The sequence below is a fragment of the Halorubrum marinum genome (assembly GCF_048381195.1).
Lineage (GTDB): Archaea > Halobacteriota > Halobacteria > Halobacteriales > Haloferacaceae > Halorubrum.
Genome location: NZ_JBLWMM010000006.1, coordinates 345,286 through 361,893, shown reverse-complemented (window position 1 = coordinate 361,893; position 16,608 = coordinate 345,286). Strand labels below are relative to the sequence as shown.

The 16,608-nt window shown below is 67.4% G+C and carries 18 protein-coding genes; 10 read left to right on the top strand and 8 right to left on the bottom strand.

The genetic code is table 11. The features are described 5' to 3' along the window. Positions 1-12: 12 nt before the first annotated feature. The 5 genes from ACNSN4_RS11205 (at position 13) to ACNSN4_RS11185 (ending at position 5,097) form a co-directional block, all read left to right on the top strand. Positions 13-969, top strand: coding sequence for an ABC transporter permease (locus ACNSN4_RS11205; protein ID WP_418285900.1), 957 nt, complete (start codon positions 13-15; stop codon positions 967-969). Continuing rightward, positions 962-2,014 (top strand): ABC transporter permease, encoded by a 1,053-nt coding sequence (locus ACNSN4_RS11200; RefSeq protein ID WP_418285899.1) that lies wholly within the window; start codon positions 962-964, stop codon positions 2,012-2,014. The genes ACNSN4_RS11205 and ACNSN4_RS11200 overlap by 8 nt, the downstream gene beginning before the upstream one ends. After that, entirely contained in the window at positions 2,014-3,093 is a 1,080-nt protein-coding gene (locus ACNSN4_RS11195) for an ABC transporter ATP-binding protein (protein WP_418285898.1), read from the top strand. The genes ACNSN4_RS11200 and ACNSN4_RS11195 overlap by 1 nt, the downstream gene beginning before the upstream one ends. Next, complete coding sequence (locus ACNSN4_RS11190; protein ID WP_418285897.1) at positions 3,086-4,462, top strand: ABC transporter ATP-binding protein; 1,377 nt, start codon at positions 3,086-3,088, stop codon at positions 4,460-4,462. The genes ACNSN4_RS11195 and ACNSN4_RS11190 overlap by 8 nt, the downstream gene beginning before the upstream one ends. A 95-nt stretch (positions 4,463-4,557) precedes the next feature. Next, the gene (locus tag ACNSN4_RS11185) at positions 4,558-5,097 is read left to right on the top strand and encodes a DUF7974 family protein (RefSeq protein WP_418285896.1); all 540 of its coding nucleotides are present in this window, start codon (positions 4,558-4,560) and stop codon (positions 5,095-5,097) included. A 69-nt stretch (positions 5,098-5,166) separates the two neighbouring features. On the opposite strand, the gene ACNSN4_RS11180 is transcribed toward ACNSN4_RS11185, so the two are convergent. The 5 genes from ACNSN4_RS11180 to ACNSN4_RS11160 form a co-directional block, all read right to left on the bottom strand. Then, positions 5,167-5,571 (bottom strand): thiol-disulfide oxidoreductase DCC family protein, encoded by a 405-nt coding sequence (locus ACNSN4_RS11180; RefSeq protein ID WP_418285895.1) that lies wholly within the window; start codon positions 5,569-5,571, stop codon positions 5,167-5,169. Between the two features lie 126 nt (positions 5,572-5,697). Next, positions 5,698-5,943 (bottom strand): DUF8593 domain-containing protein, encoded by a 246-nt coding sequence (locus ACNSN4_RS11175; protein WP_418286364.1) that lies wholly within the window; start codon positions 5,941-5,943, stop codon positions 5,698-5,700. Positions 5,944-6,666: 723 nt separating this feature from the next. Continuing rightward, a complete protein-coding gene (locus ACNSN4_RS11170; protein ID WP_418285894.1) occupies positions 6,667-8,067 on the bottom strand; it encodes an ABC transporter ATP-binding protein in 1,401 nt (466 codons plus the stop codon). Next, a complete protein-coding gene (locus ACNSN4_RS11165) occupies positions 8,060-9,214 on the bottom strand; it encodes an ABC transporter ATP-binding protein (RefSeq protein ID WP_418285893.1) in 1,155 nt (384 codons plus the stop codon). Before ACNSN4_RS11165 ends, ACNSN4_RS11170 begins: the two co-directional genes overlap by 8 nt. Continuing rightward, entirely contained in the window at positions 9,214-10,434 is a 1,221-nt protein-coding gene (locus ACNSN4_RS11160) for an ABC transporter permease (RefSeq protein WP_418285892.1), read from the bottom strand. The genes ACNSN4_RS11165 and ACNSN4_RS11160 overlap by 1 nt, the downstream gene beginning before the upstream one ends. A 239-nt stretch (positions 10,435-10,673) precedes the next feature. Between ACNSN4_RS11160 and ACNSN4_RS11155 the strand changes: the two genes are divergently transcribed. Then, positions 10,674-11,615 (top strand): ABC transporter permease, encoded by a 942-nt coding sequence (locus tag ACNSN4_RS11155; RefSeq protein WP_418285891.1) that lies wholly within the window; start codon positions 10,674-10,676, stop codon positions 11,613-11,615. A 29-nt stretch (positions 11,616-11,644) separates the two neighbouring features. Here ACNSN4_RS11155 and ACNSN4_RS11150 read toward each other — a convergent pair whose 3' ends face one another. Further along, complete coding sequence (locus ACNSN4_RS11150) at positions 11,645-12,646, bottom strand: DUF8054 domain-containing protein (RefSeq protein WP_418285890.1); 1,002 nt, start codon at positions 12,644-12,646, stop codon at positions 11,645-11,647. 106 nt (positions 12,647-12,752) lie between these two features. Here ACNSN4_RS11150 and ACNSN4_RS11145 point away from each other — a divergent pair, with 106 nt between their 5' ends. From ACNSN4_RS11145 to ACNSN4_RS11130, 4 genes are all read left to right on the top strand, one after another. After that, a complete protein-coding gene (locus tag ACNSN4_RS11145) occupies positions 12,753-13,415 on the top strand; it encodes a DUF7384 family protein (RefSeq protein WP_418285889.1) in 663 nt (220 codons plus the stop codon). A gap of 77 nt (positions 13,416-13,492) precedes the next feature. Then, positions 13,493-14,443 carry an HhH-GPD family protein gene (locus tag ACNSN4_RS11140; RefSeq protein ID WP_418285888.1) on the top strand — a complete coding sequence of 317 codons (951 nt, stop codon included), beginning with the start codon at positions 13,493-13,495 and terminating at the stop codon, positions 14,441-14,443. A gap of 88 nt (positions 14,444-14,531) precedes the next feature. Then, positions 14,532-14,930: a DUF5778 family protein gene (locus ACNSN4_RS11135; RefSeq protein ID WP_418285887.1), complete on the top strand. Its 399-nt coding sequence runs from the start codon at positions 14,532-14,534 to the stop codon at positions 14,928-14,930. A gap of 31 nt (positions 14,931-14,961) precedes the next feature. Beyond that, entirely contained in the window at positions 14,962-15,585 is a 624-nt protein-coding gene (locus tag ACNSN4_RS11130) for a CocE/NonD family hydrolase (protein ID WP_418285886.1), read from the top strand. Positions 15,586-15,616: 31 nt separating this feature from the next. Here the strand turns inward: ACNSN4_RS11130 and ACNSN4_RS11125 are convergent, their stop codons facing one another. Both ACNSN4_RS11125 and ACNSN4_RS11120 read right to left on the bottom strand, forming a co-directional pair. After that, positions 15,617-16,141 carry a cupin domain-containing protein gene (locus ACNSN4_RS11125; protein WP_418285885.1) on the bottom strand — a complete coding sequence of 175 codons (525 nt, stop codon included), beginning with the start codon at positions 16,139-16,141 and terminating at the stop codon, positions 15,617-15,619. Positions 16,142-16,146: 5 nt separating this feature from the next. Further along, positions 16,147-16,476, bottom strand: coding sequence for a transcription factor S (locus ACNSN4_RS11120; RefSeq protein WP_418285884.1), 330 nt, complete (start codon positions 16,474-16,476; stop codon positions 16,147-16,149). Positions 16,477-16,608: the final 132 nt, after the last annotated feature.

The following is a 16,608-nucleotide window of genomic DNA, read 5'->3' as shown; positions in this document are numbered from 1 at the left end:
GATTCAGCGACGATGAGCCTCCAACGTTTCATTCTGAAACGCGCACTATCGGTGGTCCCGATCATGTTCGGCGTCTCGGTGATCACGTTCGGACTGTTCCACCTCACGCCCGGCGACCCGGTCACACAGCTGGTCGCGCTGAATCCGGACGTGAGCGCGGCCGAGGAGGCCGCCCTCCGCGAGCGCTGGGGGCTGTCCGGGCCCGTCTGGGAACAGTACCTCACCTGGGTCTCGAACGTCCTGGTCGGCGACTTCGGCCAAGAGCTCCGGACCGGCCGCGAGGTGTCCGCCATCGTGTGGCGGCGCCTCCCCGAGACGATCGCGCTCGGCCTCTTCGGCTGGGCGTTCGCGCTCGTCATCGCCATCCCGGCCGGGATCTACGCGGCGGTCAACAAGGACCAGCTCGGCGACACCGTCAGCCGCTTCGTCGCGCTGTCGGGGATCTCGATCCCGAACTTCTGGCTCGGCCTGATGTTGATCCTGATCTTCTCGCTGTACCTCGGGCTGTTCCCCGTGTTACCGCCATCACGGCAGCCGCTGTACCACCCGGACATGCTCTGGTATCTCATCTTACCCGGAGTCACGATCGGTACGGCGTCGGCCGCGAGCATCATGCGCGTCATGCGGACGTCGATGACCGAGGAGCTGAACAAGGAGTACGTCACTGCGGCCCGCGCGAAGGGCCTCCCCGAGCGAACGGTGATTCTGAAACACGTGCTTCGGAACTCCCTCATTTCGGTCGTCACGCTGGCGGCGACGCTCACGGCGTCCATCGTCGCGGGCTCGGTCGTCGTCGAGGTCGTGTTCAACTGGCCGGGACTCGGTCGGGAGTTCATTACCGCGATCAACCAACGCGAGATCAACGTGGTGATGGCGATCACGCTGTTCACCGGCTTCTTCGTTATTCTCGCGAACCTCGTCGCTGACATCGTGTACGCGGCACTCGACCCGAGGATCAGATATGACTGAGCAACGACAGACACACGACGAGCGCGGCCGAATCCGGGTCACCGGCTTCGACTCCGAGCGCGTCACGGAGCGGGACCCCCTCTCCGACTGGACGGACGGAACGAGCGGAGAAACGGTCGGTCGCTGGCGTCGCGGGCTCCAGCGGTTCGTCCGGAACCGGTCGGCGATGGGCGCGTTAGTCATCGTCGTCCTGATGGCGCTCGCGGCGACGTTCGCCCGCCCGATCGAGGCGTTCGGGTTCGTCGTCCAGCCGTTCTCGCTCGCCCCGTACGACCCGACGACGATCCTGTATCTGCAAGATCCGAGCGTGAGCACGTACGATCCGCCGTCGTGGGAGTACCCGATGGGGATCGACGGCTCGGGCCGCGACCTGTTCTCGCGGATCCTCGTCGGCGGTCGCTACAGCATCTCGATCGGCTTCATCGTCGTCGGGTTGACCGCCTCGTTCGGACTGATCTACGGCGCCATTTCCGGCTACTACGGCGGGAACGTCGACGAGCTGATGATGCGGATCGTCGACACCATCTTCGCGTTCCCCGGACTCATTCTGGCGCTCATCATCGTCGCCATTCTCGGCGGCGGCTACTGGCAGCTCGTACTGGCGTTCAGCCTCTTCGGCTGGGCCGGCTACGGGCGCCTCGTCCGCGGTGAGGTGTTGAAGATCAAAGAAAACGAGTACGTGATGGCGGCGAAGGCGCTCGGGGCGCGCGACCGCTCCGTCGTCTTCAGACACATCGCGCCGAACGCGATGCCGCCGCTCATCGTGCTGGCGTCGCTCAACATCGGCAGCGTCGTGATCGGCGTCGCCGCGCTCGGGTTCTTGGGGCTCGGTATGGACCCGAGCACGGCCGAGTGGGGAACGATGCTCGACGAGACCCGAGATACGCTGATTCAGGGTCCCGGCGGACAGATCCCGTGGTGGGCGACGGTGTACCCCGGTGTGGCGATCTTCGTCTTCGTGATGTCGATGAACATGATCGGTGACGGTATCAACGACGCGTTGGACGCACAACAGACCGGTGTCGGCCGCGGAGGTGAGGACTAATGCCCCCCCTACTCGAAGTGAAGGACCTCACGGTCCGCTTCTACACGCAGGAGGGCGTCGTCACCGCCGTCGACGACCTCTCGTACCGAATCGAGAGCGGTGAGAAGTTCGGCGTGGTCGGTGAGAGCGGCGCGGGCAAAAGCGTCACCGCGCTCTCCGTGCTTCGGCTGATCGACAGCCCCGGACAGATCGAGAGCGGCGAGATTCGATTTAAAGGTGAAGACCTCCTCGAGCTGTCCGAATCGGAGATCCGCGCGATCCGCGGCAACGAGATCGCGATGATCTTCCAGGACGCACAGACCGCACTCAACCCCGTGTACACGGTCGGTGGGCAGATCGCGGAGGCGATCGAGCACCACCTCGACTACACGGCCGAAGAGGCGCGCGCGCGGACCATCCAGCTACTCGACCGCGTGGGGATTCCCGAGGCCGAATCTCGGTTCTCGGACTATCCGCACGAGTTCTCGGGCGGGATGCAACAGCGGGCGATCATCGCGATGGCGCTGTCCTGTGACCCCGATCTCATCGTCGCCGATGAGCCGACGACCGCGCTCGACGTGACGATCGAGGCGCAGATCCTCGACGAGCTTCGGGGGCTGGCCGACGACTTCGACACGGCGATCCAGCTCATCACGCACGACCTCGGCGTCATCGCCGAAGTCTGCGACCGCGTGATGGTGATGTACGCTGGGAAGCCGGTTGAGAAAGCGTCGGTCGAGGAGCTGTACTACGATCCGAAACACCCGTACACCGTCGGGCTCATGAGCTCGATCCCACGGGTCGGCGACGGACGAGACCGGCTCCAGACGATTCCCGGCACGATGCCGGATCTCGTCGAGCTCCCGTCCGGCTGCAGCTTCCATCCACGGTGTCCGTTCGCCGAGGAGCAGTGCACCCGGACCGAGCCGGCACTCACCGACGTGGATACGGGCCGCGAGGCAACGCTCGACACCGAGCACGCCGCGGCGTGTATCGAGTACACGGAGGGGCTCTCGCAGGGCCTCACCTACTCCGTCGAGGTCGACGGGCCGACGGACGATACCGTCGAGCAGTACGTCGGGGGTGATTCTCATGAGTAGCGCCGAGCCGATTCTTCGGATCGAAGGGCTCGAGAAGTACTACGACTCGACCGGCGGGTTCGTCGACAAGCTGTTCGGTCGGTCACAGTGGGTGAAGGCGGTCGACGGCGTCGACCTCGAACTGTACGAAGGCGAGACGCTCGGCGTCGTCGGCGAGTCCGGCTGCGGGAAGACGACGCTCGGCCGGAGCATGCTCCGGTTGATCGAGCCGACCGGCGGCTCCGTCTATTACAAGGGACAGGACCTCACGGAGCTGTCCAGTTCCGAGCTGCGGAGCCTCCGGAAGGATATTCAGTACATTTTCCAAGACCCCTTCTCCAGTCTGAACCCGCGACTGACCGTCGGCGACATCATCGGCGAGCCGCTCGACATCCACGGTATCGCATCGGGGAACGAGCGCGAAGAACGGATCTACGAACTGCTCGAAACGGTCGGGCTCAACCCGAGCCACGCCAGCCGCTACCCGCACGAGTTCTCGGGCGGCCAGCGCCAGCGGATCGGGATCGCTCGGGCGCTCGCGGTCGATCCCGAAGTGATCGTCTGTGACGAGCCGGTCTCCGCGCTCGACGTGAGCGTACAGGCGCAGATCCTCAACCTGCTGGAGGACTTACAGGAAGAGTTCGGACTCTCGTACGTGTTCATCGCGCACGACCTCAGCGTGGTCGAGCACATCTCGGACCGCATCGCCGTGATGTATCTCGGTGAAATCGCCGAGGTCGGCCCGACGCGAGACGTGTTCGAACCGCCGTATCACCCCTACTCGGAGGCGTTGCTCTCGGCGATCCCCGAGCCCGACCCGCTGTGGGAGAGCGAGCAGATCTTCCTGTCCGGGACGGTCCCCTCGCCGCTCGATCCGCCCTCTGGCTGTCGGTTCCACACCCGATGCCCGAAGGTGATCCGCGACGACGACTACGACCTCTCACAGGGGCTCTGGCGCTCGGTGATGGACTTCAAGCTACGGGCGGCACAGGCCGACTCCGTCGAGTCGGTCACGGCCGAGCTGACCGACGACGTGTCCGGCACCCGGGAGGACCCGAGCGACGCGTCTCGGGACGTCTTCGGCCGTATGGTCCGTGAGGAGTTCGACCTGCCGAGCGAGCTACCGGACGCGGACGCGGAGGCGGCCGTCACCGAAGCGATCGACACGCTCCACGCCGAGCAAATTGCGGAGGCGTCGGCCGCGTTGGAAGAGGCCTTCACGTCACCCTGCTCGCAGCACCATCCGACCGCCTACGATATCGGGACGGACCATCAGATCGCGTGTCTCCGATACGACGAACGGTTCGACGAGTCGACCGAGACGTTCCGCACCACTGGTCGCTCCGTGGGGACCGACGCCGACGTCGACCGCGGGCACGCGGACGACTGACTCGTAGGACGAACGCTCGGCACGTCCCGCCCGGGTCGCCGGGCTCGCCGTCCCCGGCCGCAACGCTTTATTCTCGCCTGGGCGTACGACACCTAATGCGTCGGATCTACGAGTCGGACGCGCTCCACCGAGACGACGACGAGTCGCATGCGCCGAACGAGCGGAAGCGCGAGACGAAGCTCCAGGCGTTCCGATCCGTCCCCTCCTCGACGCTGAGCGATCTGCTCGTCCCCCGCCGGCTCCGTCATCGGTTCGTCTCCGTCGACGTGCGTACGCCGGAGTCGGAATACGCGGTCGGCGAATCGATCCCCTTCGCGGTGACGATCCGCAACCACATGCCGTTCCCCGTGTCGATTCCGACGGCGTCGCCGCTCCTGTGGGAGTGGAGCGTCGACGGCGACGTCGAGGCCTCGGCGGTCCCGCTTCGGGACCCGCCGGACGAGCCGGGGCGCTTCGAGTTCGATCGCGGCGAGCGCAAGGAGTTCCGGAAGCGGTGGGACCAGCTGTTCCGCGTCTCGGACAGCGAGTGGGTCCCCGCCGAGCCGGGCGATCACACGATCGGCGCCGCGATCAACACCGCCGACGCCGACCGCAAGGGACTCGCCGGGGAGGCCACGGTCCGAATCGTTCGTTGACCTGACGGCACGGATCGCCGCGTGTTTGGTCGACCTGACGGCACGGACGGCCGTGCGTTCGGTGGCGGTTCACTGGTTCTGTCGGGATGTCCCGGATTGGGAACCAGAGAGGCTCCCTTGGACGTGCTCGCAGGACCGAAACCGCCCCCAAATCGATCGGCGGTCGGCGACGAATCGGTAGCCGCGTTCCCGGATCCGTTCCGAGTACGGAAGCAGACGCGCCGCGCGAACGACACCTCGGCCGACGACCCCACAGCGACTGACGCACTGTTCGAGAGCGTGGCCGCAGGAGTACACCGCTTCGTCGGTCAACAGGTGCATGCAAGTCTCGTATTCGTCTGGTAGCCGGGCCTTCTGGTCCGCGGTGAGTTCGTCGAACCCCACGGGGTCGAACTCGCCGAACCGCAATAGCCACCGGGTCATGTACATACAGAAACCGCACTCATCGTCGTAAACGAGGCGTGGTACGGCCATACCGGTGATTTGGAGCGCTCGCTACTTATGTGCTCTCAAGCAGGTGTCAACACGCGCACATTGTTCCACGGTATTCCACCCCATCGATTTCGAAAAGTGGTCCGGACGCCGGTGGACGATACCCGCTTAAAATTCGTCCAGGAGTCGAACCTCGTCGTCGGTTACGGTGTGTATACGGTCGTTCTCGAGCGGATAGTCCTCGTCGTCGGCGTCGGCCCAGCCGAGTTTCGAGCGGATGGTGTCAGCGAGGCCCGGATCCGCGTTCACGTACGCGGTACCGGATTTGACCTCCGTGATCATCCCGATCTTTTCACCGTGAGAGTCGACTACGGCTTTGCCCTCGTCGTCATCAGTTACGTGATCTCGTTCCATTTCATTCAAGTATGTTCTCCTTGTGAATATAGTTATAAATATCATATCCGAAACGTCGGATCGGTAGACCCGCGTTACGTCAGTCCGGCTCTGCAGAAATTCTCAGTAATTGATGGTTTCTGTGCTCTCGATCGGTCAACGCAGAAACCCTCCCCGTCGGATTACTCACAGACGTAATCGGTGGTTGAAAGAATCGTTGTCTGATGAAAACAGAGCTCTTCGGCTGCCCGGAGTGCGGAACCGAGATAGAGTACAGGTGGATACCGAGCCGCCGAACGGTATCGCCAACTTTGACATCCTCTCCGCCCTGAAGGGCGAAGATTCCCACGGCACCGCGCCGCTGGGTTGGGATGGTTACGGTTTGTAGCAGCCTCGAAAGGCAGCTACTGGCTGTGCCAACCAGCCGTTACTCCTATTCCGGCATGGGATTCGGAGATACTTTTGCTGACTGCGTCCCGAACTCCAAGCACAGAAAGGATGTTTTCTGCGTGGAATCGGGGAATCCCGATATTGTCCGATTAGGTGGGCGGGCAGGCCGCCTCGGTTACCTATTAGTACGACAACCACCCATTTTAAACATCCGGACAGAGCGTTGTCGTAGTTGGTGCAGGGGGTTGTCGGATTCATCCCCGCGCTAAAGCACGGAGCTTTCTCCTTGCACTTCGGTAACCAGTGGGGAAGCGTTCGAGATGTAGCACTTTCTCGCCGGTACGCACGCACCCGTCAGCGACCGGCTCTTTCATTTTCCTCGCGTCTATCGACCCGTGCCGGCGGCTCGGCCGCGACGCTCGGATCGTACCTGAGACACCGCGCTGACCGGCTCGGGGCCCGACGCTCGCGCTCGTTTCCGAGGGTGAGTTCGTCTCCGTCGCCGGGATCGAACCCGTCTCCGTCGCCGGGATCGAGTTCGATCGCGTTCGGGGTCTTTCGCTCGCAGACGCTACGGAACGCCCCGGAAAGCGTGTCGTTCGCCTCGGCGATGTCCCCCGCGGCGAGCGCGGCGGCCGCCTTCGCCACCGCCCGCTCCGCGTCCGGATCGGGTAGCGGTTCCGCGAGGTCGACGGCGCGGCGCACCTCGGCGGGTGTGGTCCCCGCGGCGTCGTCGGTGTCGGTCCCGGCTCCACCCTCACTGCCGACCGCGGCGTCCGGGAGTTCGCCGGCCTGCACGGAGAACCGGAACCGGGCGATCGACCGCCACGCCTCGGCCGAGACGCCGAGGCCGTCGGGGGGGATCACGGCAGGACAGCGCGGGTGAAACCGGCAGCCGCTCGGGGGGTCGCTCGGCTCCGGCACGGTGTCGGTCAGCGGTCGCCCGAGACGTCGGTCCGTCGGGTCGAGCGACGGCACCGACGAGAGCAGCACCCGAGTGTACGGGTGCGCCGGATCGGCCAGTACGTCCGCGGTCGTCCCGCGCTCGACGATCTCGCCGAGGTACATCACGGCGACGCGGTCACAGAAGCGCTTGATCACGTCGAGGTCGTGGCTGATGAACAGCACGGCGATGTCGAACTGGCTGCGGACCCGATCGAGCAGGTCGAGGATCTCCGCGCGGACCCGCGCGTCGAGCGCGCTCGTCGGCTCGTCGGCGACGATGAGGTCCGGGCTGACGACCAGCGCGCGAGCGATGGAGATCCGCTGTTTCTCGCCCCCGGAGAACTCGTGCGGGTACCGTTCGACGTCGTCCGCCGAGAGGCCGACCCGGTCGAGGGCGTCCGCGGCGATCGCCCGGCGACGGGCGGCGTCGTCCATGCCGTGGATCCGGAGGGGCTCGGCGACCGCCTCGCCGACGGTCATCCGCGGATCGAGCGCGTCGTTCGGGTCCTGGACGATCAGCTGTGCGCGTCGACGGAACTCCCCCAGCGCGTCGCCGGACAGCTCCGAGACGGGCGTTCCGTCGAACCGGACCTCCCCGCCGGTCGGGGATTCGAGGCCCAACACGGCGTGTGCGGCCGTGGTCTTGCCGCTGCCGGACTCTCCCACGAGCCCGAGCGCCTCGCCGCGGGCGACCTCGAAGCTCACGCCGTCGACGGCGCGGACGCGCCCGACCTCGCGGCGGAGCCAGCCGCGGGTGATCGGATAGTGCTTTTCGAGGTCTCGCGCGACACAGAGCGGCCCGTCACTCATCGACGAAATCCCTCCGTTCGTCCGTCCCGACGCTCGTATCAGTCGTATTCGTTGAATCGGCGTCTCGTCCGAGCGGTCCGTCGCCAGCGGCCCGCGACTCTTGGTTCGCCATCGGTGACGTAGCGGTAGCGCGAATGCGCGAGGCGTCGCCGTCGGGGGCGTAGTGGACACAGGAGACGGCGTGATCGGTGGATTCGTCGCCGCTCTCACCGTCGGAACCGCCTCCCGCGCCGTGAAACGCCGGCTGCGAACCGCCAGCACACGCCTCGACCGCGTGCGGACACTCGGGGCGGAACCGACAGCCGTCGGTCGGCACGTCGCCGCGGGCGGTGCGCTCCGCGATCGTCGCCTCCCCACGTTCCCGCTCGTAGCTGCCGAACAGCGCTTGCGTGTACGGGTGAGCGGGCTCGGCGAACACCGACTCCACGGACCCGCGCTCGACGATGGTGCCGCCGTACATCACGAGCACGCGGTCGGCCACCGCGGCGACGACCCGAAGGTCGTGAGTGACCAGCAGCATGCCTGTTCCGTCGCCGGTGAGCGTTCGAAACAGGTCGAGCAGGCGCGCCTGCACCGTCACGTCGACCGCGGTCGTCGGCTCGTCGGCCACGAGGAGGTCCGGTGACCCCGCCAGCGCGATCGCGATGGCGACCCGCTGTTGCATCCCGCCCGAGAACTCGTGCGGGTAGTCGTCGACCCGTTGGTCGGCGCGCGGGATCCCGACGCGCCGCAGCAGATCGATCGCCCGGGCGCGGGCCGCGGATCGGCTCACGTCCTCGTGGATCCGGATCGGCTCGATCGCCTGCTTTCCGACGGAGTACACCGGATCGAGCGCCTGCTGCGGGTTCTGGAACACGTGTGCGATCCGAGAGCCGCGGACGGACCGGAGCTCCCGGTCGCTTCGCCCGAGCAGCGACTGCCCGTCGAACGCGACGCGCTCGCCAGACACCGCTGCGGGGGGCTGAGGGACGAGTCCGGTCAACGACTCGCAGGTCACGCTCTTCCCGCTGCCGGACTCCCCGACGAGACACACCGTCTCGCCGCGGGCGACCTCGAAGCTCACGCCGTCGACGGCGTTGAGCCAGCCGTCGTCGGTCCGGATGCGCGTTCGGAGGTCTCGGACGGAGAGGAGCGGCGTGTCGGCCATCAACGCCCACCTCGCGGGTCGAGCGCGTCGCGGACGCCGTCGCCGAGCGCCTTGAACGCGACGAGTGTCGCAGTCAGTGCAACGGCGGGTAGCGTCGAGACCCACCAGATCAGGTACGCCGGTTCGTCGGCGCGGCTCTGCAGCTGTCCGGCGACGGCGGCGTTTATCGACTCGCTGATCGTCGACCCCCACGAGTACGTCCCGATCTCGTGGAACCCGAGGAAGGCCACGCCCGCCTCGATCAACACGAACAGCGCGAGCAGCTGGAACGCGGCGGGCACGAGGGTGTTCGTGCTGTTCGGGAGGACGTGTCGCCGAGCGATGTACGCGTCGGACGCGCCGAGACTCCGCGCGACGAGGACGTACCCGTCCCCGCGCCGCTGGATCACCTCGCTGCGGACGAGCCGCGCGATCCCGCCCCAGCTGAGCAGGCCGAACGTCACGAGCAGCAGCAACAGCGAGGGGCCGTAGTAAGCGTAGCCGATGAAGTACAGCAATATCGCGGGGATACACAGCTGAACGTCGACGTACGACGAGAGCAGGGTGTCGACGGTCCCGCCACGAATTCCGGCGATGACGCCGACCGCGGCGGCCAACGGGACGATGAACGCGGCCGCGATGACGACGACGTACGTCGCCACGCGGGCCCCCTCGACGAGCAGGAATCCGAGCGGATGGCCTCGCTCGTTCGTTCCCAGCGGGTATTCCCACGAGCCGTGACACAGCCGCTCGAAGGGCTCACCCGTCTCGGTGCCGAGACACTCCTGCGGCGGCACGGCGCTGGTAAACCCCACGGGCGGGTGAAACGCGTGTTGGAACCGCAGCGGTGCCGAGCCGGTCACGAGCGGGCCCACGGTTCCGACGACGAGGAGGACCGCGACGAACGCGGCGGCGAGCGCCGGAACGGGATACCTCCGCACGAGCGCGAGCACCGAGCGATCCCGTCGGTTGCGTCGCCGGCGGTAGCGGCGTGCCAACGGAACGACGCCGTACGCGACGATGACGGCGACGGCGAGGAGGAACGCCCAGTCGATCGCCGTGAGCCGCCAGTCGGACGCGAGGTACAGTCCGGCAGATCGTCGTTGATACGTCCACAACAGGGCGACGAGCAGGACGCCGCCGAGGAGCGTCGCCCGCTCGGCCGTGGCGGTCGCTCGCGAGCGGTCGAGCGTCTCCCAGTCGACGTTCTCGAATCGGGGGTCGCCGTCTGCCGATGACATATGGAGGGCGGTTGGTGAGTGTATCGACGACAGTTGCTTAAACTATCCGGCGCTGAGCGTCGGTATCCGTCTGTTTCCGGCCGTACTCGTCAGGTGTTCGCGTCCACCCCCTGGTTTGATACGTCTCGCTGCCGACCCTCCCGCAACGTGCCCTCCCCGCTCAACGGCCGGTATCGGCCGATCGGTCTCGACCCGTCGTCGCCCGATCAGCCACGGCACCGAGAGGGCGGTGATTCTCGGTGAATCCCCTTCGGGTTCTCGCGAAGCGCGTCGCGATGGGACTGGCGACCGCGTGGATCGTACTCACGTCGGTGTTCGCGCTGTTCACGCTCACCGACGACTGGGTGTTGTCGGGGCGGATCGGGCTCGCGCGGTTCGCCGGCGAGAACGACCCGGAGGCGCTCGCGGAGATCCGCGCGGAATACCTCGCCGCCCGCGGGCTCGACAGGCCGCTCTGGGAGGTGTACGTCGACTGGATCGGCCGGATGGTCACGCTCGACTGGGGCGTCTCCATCTCGTCGGGGGAGCCGGTGTTTCCGCTCGTGGCCGACGCGGTCGTTCGCACGGCTGCGTACGTGCTCCCCGCGCTCGCGCTCGCGATCGTCGTCGGCATCGGAATCGGGATGTTCGCGGCCTTACGTCCCGAGAGTCGACTCGGCTCCGGGAGCGTCGGGACCGCGTACCTCCTGTTCGCGCTCCCGAACTTCTGGATCGGCGGTATGCTGCTCTCGCTGACCCTAGAGGATCCCGCGGCCCGCTCCCCGCTCGTGTACGAGCACCTGCTGCCGATCGCCCTCACGTTCACGACGCTCGTGGGAGGGTACGTCAGCTACGCCCGGGCGCACTCCCGGGAGTACGCGACTGCCGACTTCGTCGCGCTCGTTCGCGCGAAGGGGGCGTCCGGCGCCCGCGTCGCGACGCACGTCCTTCGAAACGCCGCGATCCCCTTCTTTTCGATGCTGTTCACGGAGGCGCTCGGACTGCTGGTGCTCGCCACGTTCGTGATCGAGGTCCTGTTCGGGATCGACGGGTTCGGGCTGCTGTTGCTGGAGGCGGTCAGCGATCGCGACCTCCCCGTCCTCCTCGGCGGCACGGTCGTCGTCATCGGCGTCGGCGTCGTGGGCAACGTCGTCCAAGACCTGGCGTACGGCTACCTCGACCCGCGAGTCGACATGAGCTGACCGGCGATGTCCGGTTGATATCTGCCCGCTCAGGGCGTAATTCCCGTGTCTTCTCCGGGCGTCGCGACCGCCTCCGGGTCGAGTTCGAGGATGTGCTCGCCGCACGCCTCACACCGAATCGCGACGACCTCGTGGGCCTGACAGCAGGATTCGACGGTGTCGGCCGTAGCAGCGATTTCGCCGCCGCACACCGGGCACGACGCGTGGAACGACCGGAGCGACTGGAGAATCGAGAGCCGCTGTTCCGCGGGTACCTCCAGCCAGCGGTCCGTGCGTTCCGCGAGCGCGAGGTGTGAGGCGACGTCGGAGAGAAACGCGCCGTCACCCGGCCACTTGCGCACCCGCCGGAGAACGGTCACCGCGGGGTACGACCGGTCCTGGATCTCGACCTCGTCCGGACCGACGCCGAACATCGTCGCGAGCGTCTCGGCGTCGACGTCGTCGCGGTCGAGCGACGAGACGCGTTCCGCCACTCGCTCGGCGAACGCCGGCTCGAAGGTCAGCTCCTCGACGCCGTCCGTCCGCTCGATCACCCCGATGTCGAGGAGGAACTCGACCGGATCGACCGCGTTCTCGCGCCGGTCGCGGATCCGCTCGACCGTCTCGAACTCCGGCTCGTCGTCGGCCGGATCCTCACCCGTGTCGACAGCCTCGTCGGTATCCGTGACGCGGACGACTTCCCCGTCGTCACCCGTCGCCGCCGCGGTCTCGTCGGTGACGGTCACCGGACCACCCCGCTCCCAGCCTTCGCGGGGGCCCTCCGGTGCCTTCCCGAACAGCGCGAGCACGCGGTCAGGGAGGTACCGCTTCGTGAGCTCCGGCGTCCCGGGAATGAGATAGCCGCGGAAGTAGATGCTCGCCGCCGAGCCGGTCAACACGACGAGCGCGGCCACCGGGCCGAGCGCCGAAGCGAGAAGCGTCAGGACGACCGCGAGCGCGGCGTTGATAACCGTACACGGCACGCAGCGGTTCTCGCCCGTGTACTCCGGCTCGCGGAACGAATCGAGAAGTGACGAATCGCGAGATCCCATGTCATGGAGTACGACCCGAACGGTAAAAACGGGGCGGCATTCGTCGACGGTGGGCAGTCGCGTCGCCGTCGCAAAGCCGATACCCGTGGCGGTCGACCACCCGCGTATGACCTTCGGCGATCTCTTCGAGCGGGCGGCCCGATACGACGTGGACGAGGACGCGGTGCGAGCGGCGCTCGCGGACCGGCGTGACCGTGACACGGTCGGGGAGGGGGAGGGCGACGCGACTGGGAAGAGCGACGAAGGACTCGTGTCCTCGCCTGACCGCGAGCCGAGCCCCGCCCGTGTCGTCGCCGACGCGGACGTGCTCGCGGCCGACCTCCTCGTCGGGGGCGCGGCACGCGAGGCGCTCGACGCGCTGCGCTCGCACGGGTGGACGACGCTCGTCGCCAGCGACTCGCTCCTCGACGACGCGGAGGCGGTGATCGCGAGCCTATCCGACGTCGCGCTCGCGGGCGACTGGCGCGAGACGGTCGAGACGTGGCGGGAGCCAGCAGCGCATCCGACCGGCGATCACCCGGCGTTGGGGTCGGCGTATCGCGGCGCTGCGATGCAGGTCGTCAGCCTCGACCCCGCGTTCACCGGCCCGCGGGCGGCGGCCGGGCTCCGCGACCGGTTGCCGGTGAGCGTTCGCGAACCGCGGGCGTTCGCGACCGTATTCTCCCCCGCGAAGCTGTATCCCGAGGCGGTCGGCGGGGCGTATCCGGGACCCGACCGCGATCCGCGGTCGATGCGACCGCTCGCGGGTGACCGAGACCGGCACCGATAAACCGACGCCGAGACCAGCACGGATAAACCGACGCCGAGACCAGCACCGATAAACCGGCGCCGATCCCACCACTGGTAATGACCGATCCGGACGGCGGCGCCGCGCTCGCCGACGGCGACGCGCCCGATCTCCCCCGCGATCTCGACGCGGCCCGCGACGCGCTGATCGACTGGTACGAGGCCGACCACCGCGACTTTCCGTGGCGGCGCACCGACGACCCGTACGAGATCCTCATCAGCGAGGTGATGAGCCAGCAGACGCAGCTCGACCGGGTCGTCCCCGCGTGGGAGGACTTCCTCGAAGAGTGGTCGACGACCGCCGATCTTGCCGCCGCTGACCGCGGTGACGTGGTCGCCTTCTGGTCGAATCACTCGCTCGGCTACAACAACCGCGCGAAGTACCTCCACGAGGCGGCCGGACAGATCGAGGAGGCGTACGGCGGCGCGTTCCCCGAGTCGCCCGACGAGCTGCAGGAGCTGATGGGCGTCGGGCCCTACACCGCCAACGCGGTGGCGTCGTTCGCGTTCGACAACGGCGACGCCGTGGTCGACACCAACGTGAAGCGAGTGCTTCACCGCGCGTTTGCGACCCCCGACGACGACGCGGCGTTCGAACGGGTCGCGTCGCACGTCATGCCACCCGGAGAATCCCGCGTCTGGAACAACGCGATCATGGAGCTCGGCGGCGTCGCCTGCGGGAAGACGCCGCGGTGTGACGAGGCCGGGTGTCCGTGGCGCGAGTGGTGTCACGCCTACCAGACCGGTGACTTCACTGCACCCGATGTCCCCACGCAGCCGAGCTTCGAAGGAAGCCGTCGGCAGTTCCGCGGACGGGTCGTCCGGACGCTCGGTGAGTACGACGAACTCACGCTCGACGAGTTGGGCCCCCGGATTCGCGTGGACTACGCGCCCAACGGCGAGCACGGCAGGGAGTGGCTGCGAGGGCTCGTCTCAGATCTCGCGGACGACGGGCTCGTCGCTGTCGACGAGACGGGAGACGACGCCCCCTCGGTCCGACTCCGAGCGTGAGTGCGTTCGACGCTCGCTCGGTGACGGCTCACATACCGGTCGCGTGTGAACCGTCACCCGTTTATCAGGGGAGCCGGAAACTACCGTCATGAGCGAAACAGTCGACTCCGACCTCTACACGCGGACGAAGGCCCTACTGGAGCCGGGCGACATCGAACTCCTCGGGTGTATCATCCATACGACCCTCGGAGGTCAGGAGGACCTGGAGATGCACGAACTCACCGTCGACGCGAACGAGGTCATCGCCGACCACGCCGACAAGGGCGAGACGTACATCGAGGCCGGTAACGACGACACGAACTTCTCGTCGAACCAGTTCCAGGGACTCACCCTCGACGACGAGGCGTTCGTCTGGGAGTGCCAGCAGCTCCTGCGAGACGGCACCTTCGATCTGGTCTTCTACTACGAGGCCGGTGTCGACCAAGACGCGCTCGCGGCCGACCTCGCCGACATCGACGGGGTCGACCGCGTGACGCAGGTCCCCTGACGGCGGCGACCGCCGCGACTCTCCCGTAACCGTGACCGACACCGTTCTCATTCCCGGCGGGCGCGACGTGCGCGCCAGTCTCGACACCGCCGCGAGCGACGGCGACCGGGCCGATGCGGTCGTCGTCGCCTGTCCGCCGCACCCGCAGCAGCGCGGTCACCGCGGCGACGAGCGACTCGCCGCCGTCAGCGACGCGCTCACCGCTCGCGGGGTCGACTGTCTCCGCTTCGACTACGGCGACTGGGACGAGGGATACGGCGAGAGCACGGACGCGGACGCCGCGGTCAGTTGGGCGGCCGAGCGCTACGAGCGCGTCGGGCTGTTCGGCTTCTCGTTCGGTGGGACGATCGCCCTCGTCACCGCCGCGTCCCGGCCCGGCCTCGCCGGGGTCTGCGCGCTCGCGCCGACGGCGCGCCTGAACCCGGACGTCGACGCGGTCGCGGCCCTCGACGATATCGTGGCGCTGGGTGTCCCGGCTCGAGTCCTGTACGCGGCCCGCGACACGACCGCGGAGTGGCGTCCGGTCGTCGACCGGGCCGAGGCGCTCGGCGTCGGGACGACCGAATTCGGGTCCGACCACTTCTTCGTCGGGCAGGCGGGCGACGTCGGAGCGGCGGCGGCCGAGTTCTTGATTCCGCGACTCGGGAGCGACTGACCGCCTCGAATCGGATCGTCGGCTGTCGCGCTCACTCCAGGTCGTCGATCAGCTCCGCGGCCACCCGCTCGCCGTGTTCCGGGTCATATCCCTCCATCCGAAGGTGCGCGAGCGGGGCGACGTACGGGTTCCGCTCCCAGTGCGCCCACACCTCCGTCGTCCCGTCGGGCGCGGGAAAGAGCCGCACGTGGACCTGCCAGTCGCCGGTGAGTCCCGCCGGTCGGTAGACGAAGCTGCCGACCTCGTGGACCAGCTCGCCGTCGCGGTCGTACGCGTGGAAGTACGCGCGAGCGATTTCCGAGAATCCCGCCTCGGGCAGCCGTTCCCGGGTCTCGGCCGGAGTCGTCGGGAGCGTCCCGGCGTACTCGTTTGCCGGCGGCGGTAACACCCGCACGTGGCCGGGGACGTCCTCGTCGGGCAGCAGCGCGAGGAGGCGACCGACCGCGAGCCGGAGCCGCCAGAACCCCGCGGTCCGCGCGAGGAGGAACGCGACCGGAAGCGAGAGGGCGAACAGCGCTGCCGCGCGGAGATGCGCACCCGAGCGTGCACCGTTCATCGCGCTCAGTTGTACCCGCGCCAGCGGCGCCCGCACTCCTTGCACTTGAAGAATCGCGTCGGCGGCTCGTCGGCGGCCCCGGTCTGTTTGATCGTGTACCACGCCTCGCCGTGGCCGCACTTCTCGCAGACGACGTCGGTCGCGGTGGGCTTCCCCTCGAAGTTCGCGCCCTCTTCGGTCTCAATCACCTCGCTGTCGGTCTGTTCCGTGGTGGACTCGAAGTCGGCGGCAAGCGCCTCGTCGCGCTCGGCGGTACCGCCGCAGTCGTCGTTTTGACACACCATCTCGCCGTCGCGAGAGACCATCATCGACCCGCAGTCGTCACAGAACTGCATATATACTGATCGTACGTTGTCGAGCCGTTTAGCTCCGATGACTGCGCTCCGGACGAGTGTCGATACAGTAGTTATTATAAATAGCCGGCCTCGGAGACGCGGTATTGAGCTCCGAGGCCTCAGTCGTTCGCT

Bases quoted from the DNA above. Each gene is read 5' to 3' on its own strand.
- ACNSN4_RS11205 (WP_418285900.1), top strand. From the start codon at position 13: ATGAGCCTCCAACGTTTCATTCTGAAACGCGCACTATCGGTGGTCCCG.
- ACNSN4_RS11200 (WP_418285899.1), top strand. From the start codon at position 962: ATGACTGAGCAACGACAGACACACGACGAGCGCGGCCGAATCCGGGTC.
- ACNSN4_RS11195 (WP_418285898.1), top strand. From the start codon at position 2,014: ATGCCCCCCCTACTCGAAGTGAAGGACCTCACGGTCCGCTTCTACACG.
- ACNSN4_RS11190 (WP_418285897.1), top strand. From the start codon at position 3,086: ATGAGTAGCGCCGAGCCGATTCTTCGGATCGAAGGGCTCGAGAAGTAC.
- ACNSN4_RS11185 (WP_418285896.1), top strand. From the start codon at position 4,558: ATGCGTCGGATCTACGAGTCGGACGCGCTCCACCGAGACGACGACGAG.
- ACNSN4_RS11180 (WP_418285895.1), bottom strand. From the start codon at position 5,571: ATGGCCGTACCACGCCTCGTTTACGACGATGAGTGCGGTTTCTGTATG.
- ACNSN4_RS11175 (WP_418286364.1), bottom strand. From the start codon at position 5,943: ATGGAACGAGATCACGTAACTGATGACGACGAGGGCAAAGCCGTAGTC.
- ACNSN4_RS11170 (WP_418285894.1), bottom strand. From the start codon at position 8,067: ATGAGTGACGGGCCGCTCTGTGTCGCGCGAGACCTCGAAAAGCACTAT.
- ACNSN4_RS11165 (WP_418285893.1), bottom strand. From the start codon at position 9,214: ATGGCCGACACGCCGCTCCTCTCCGTCCGAGACCTCCGAACGCGCATC.
- ACNSN4_RS11160 (WP_418285892.1), bottom strand. From the start codon at position 10,434: ATGTCATCGGCAGACGGCGACCCCCGATTCGAGAACGTCGACTGGGAG.
- ACNSN4_RS11150 (WP_418285890.1), bottom strand. From the start codon at position 12,646: ATGGGATCTCGCGATTCGTCACTTCTCGATTCGTTCCGCGAGCCGGAG.
- ACNSN4_RS11145 (WP_418285889.1), top strand. From the start codon at position 12,753: ATGACCTTCGGCGATCTCTTCGAGCGGGCGGCCCGATACGACGTGGAC.
- ACNSN4_RS11140 (WP_418285888.1), top strand. From the start codon at position 13,493: ATGACCGATCCGGACGGCGGCGCCGCGCTCGCCGACGGCGACGCGCCC.
- ACNSN4_RS11135 (WP_418285887.1), top strand. From the start codon at position 14,532: ATGAGCGAAACAGTCGACTCCGACCTCTACACGCGGACGAAGGCCCTA.
- ACNSN4_RS11125 (WP_418285885.1), bottom strand. From the start codon at position 16,141: ATGAACGGTGCACGCTCGGGTGCGCATCTCCGCGCGGCAGCGCTGTTC.
- ACNSN4_RS11120 (WP_418285884.1), bottom strand. From the start codon at position 16,476: ATGCAGTTCTGTGACGACTGCGGGTCGATGATGGTCTCTCGCGACGGC.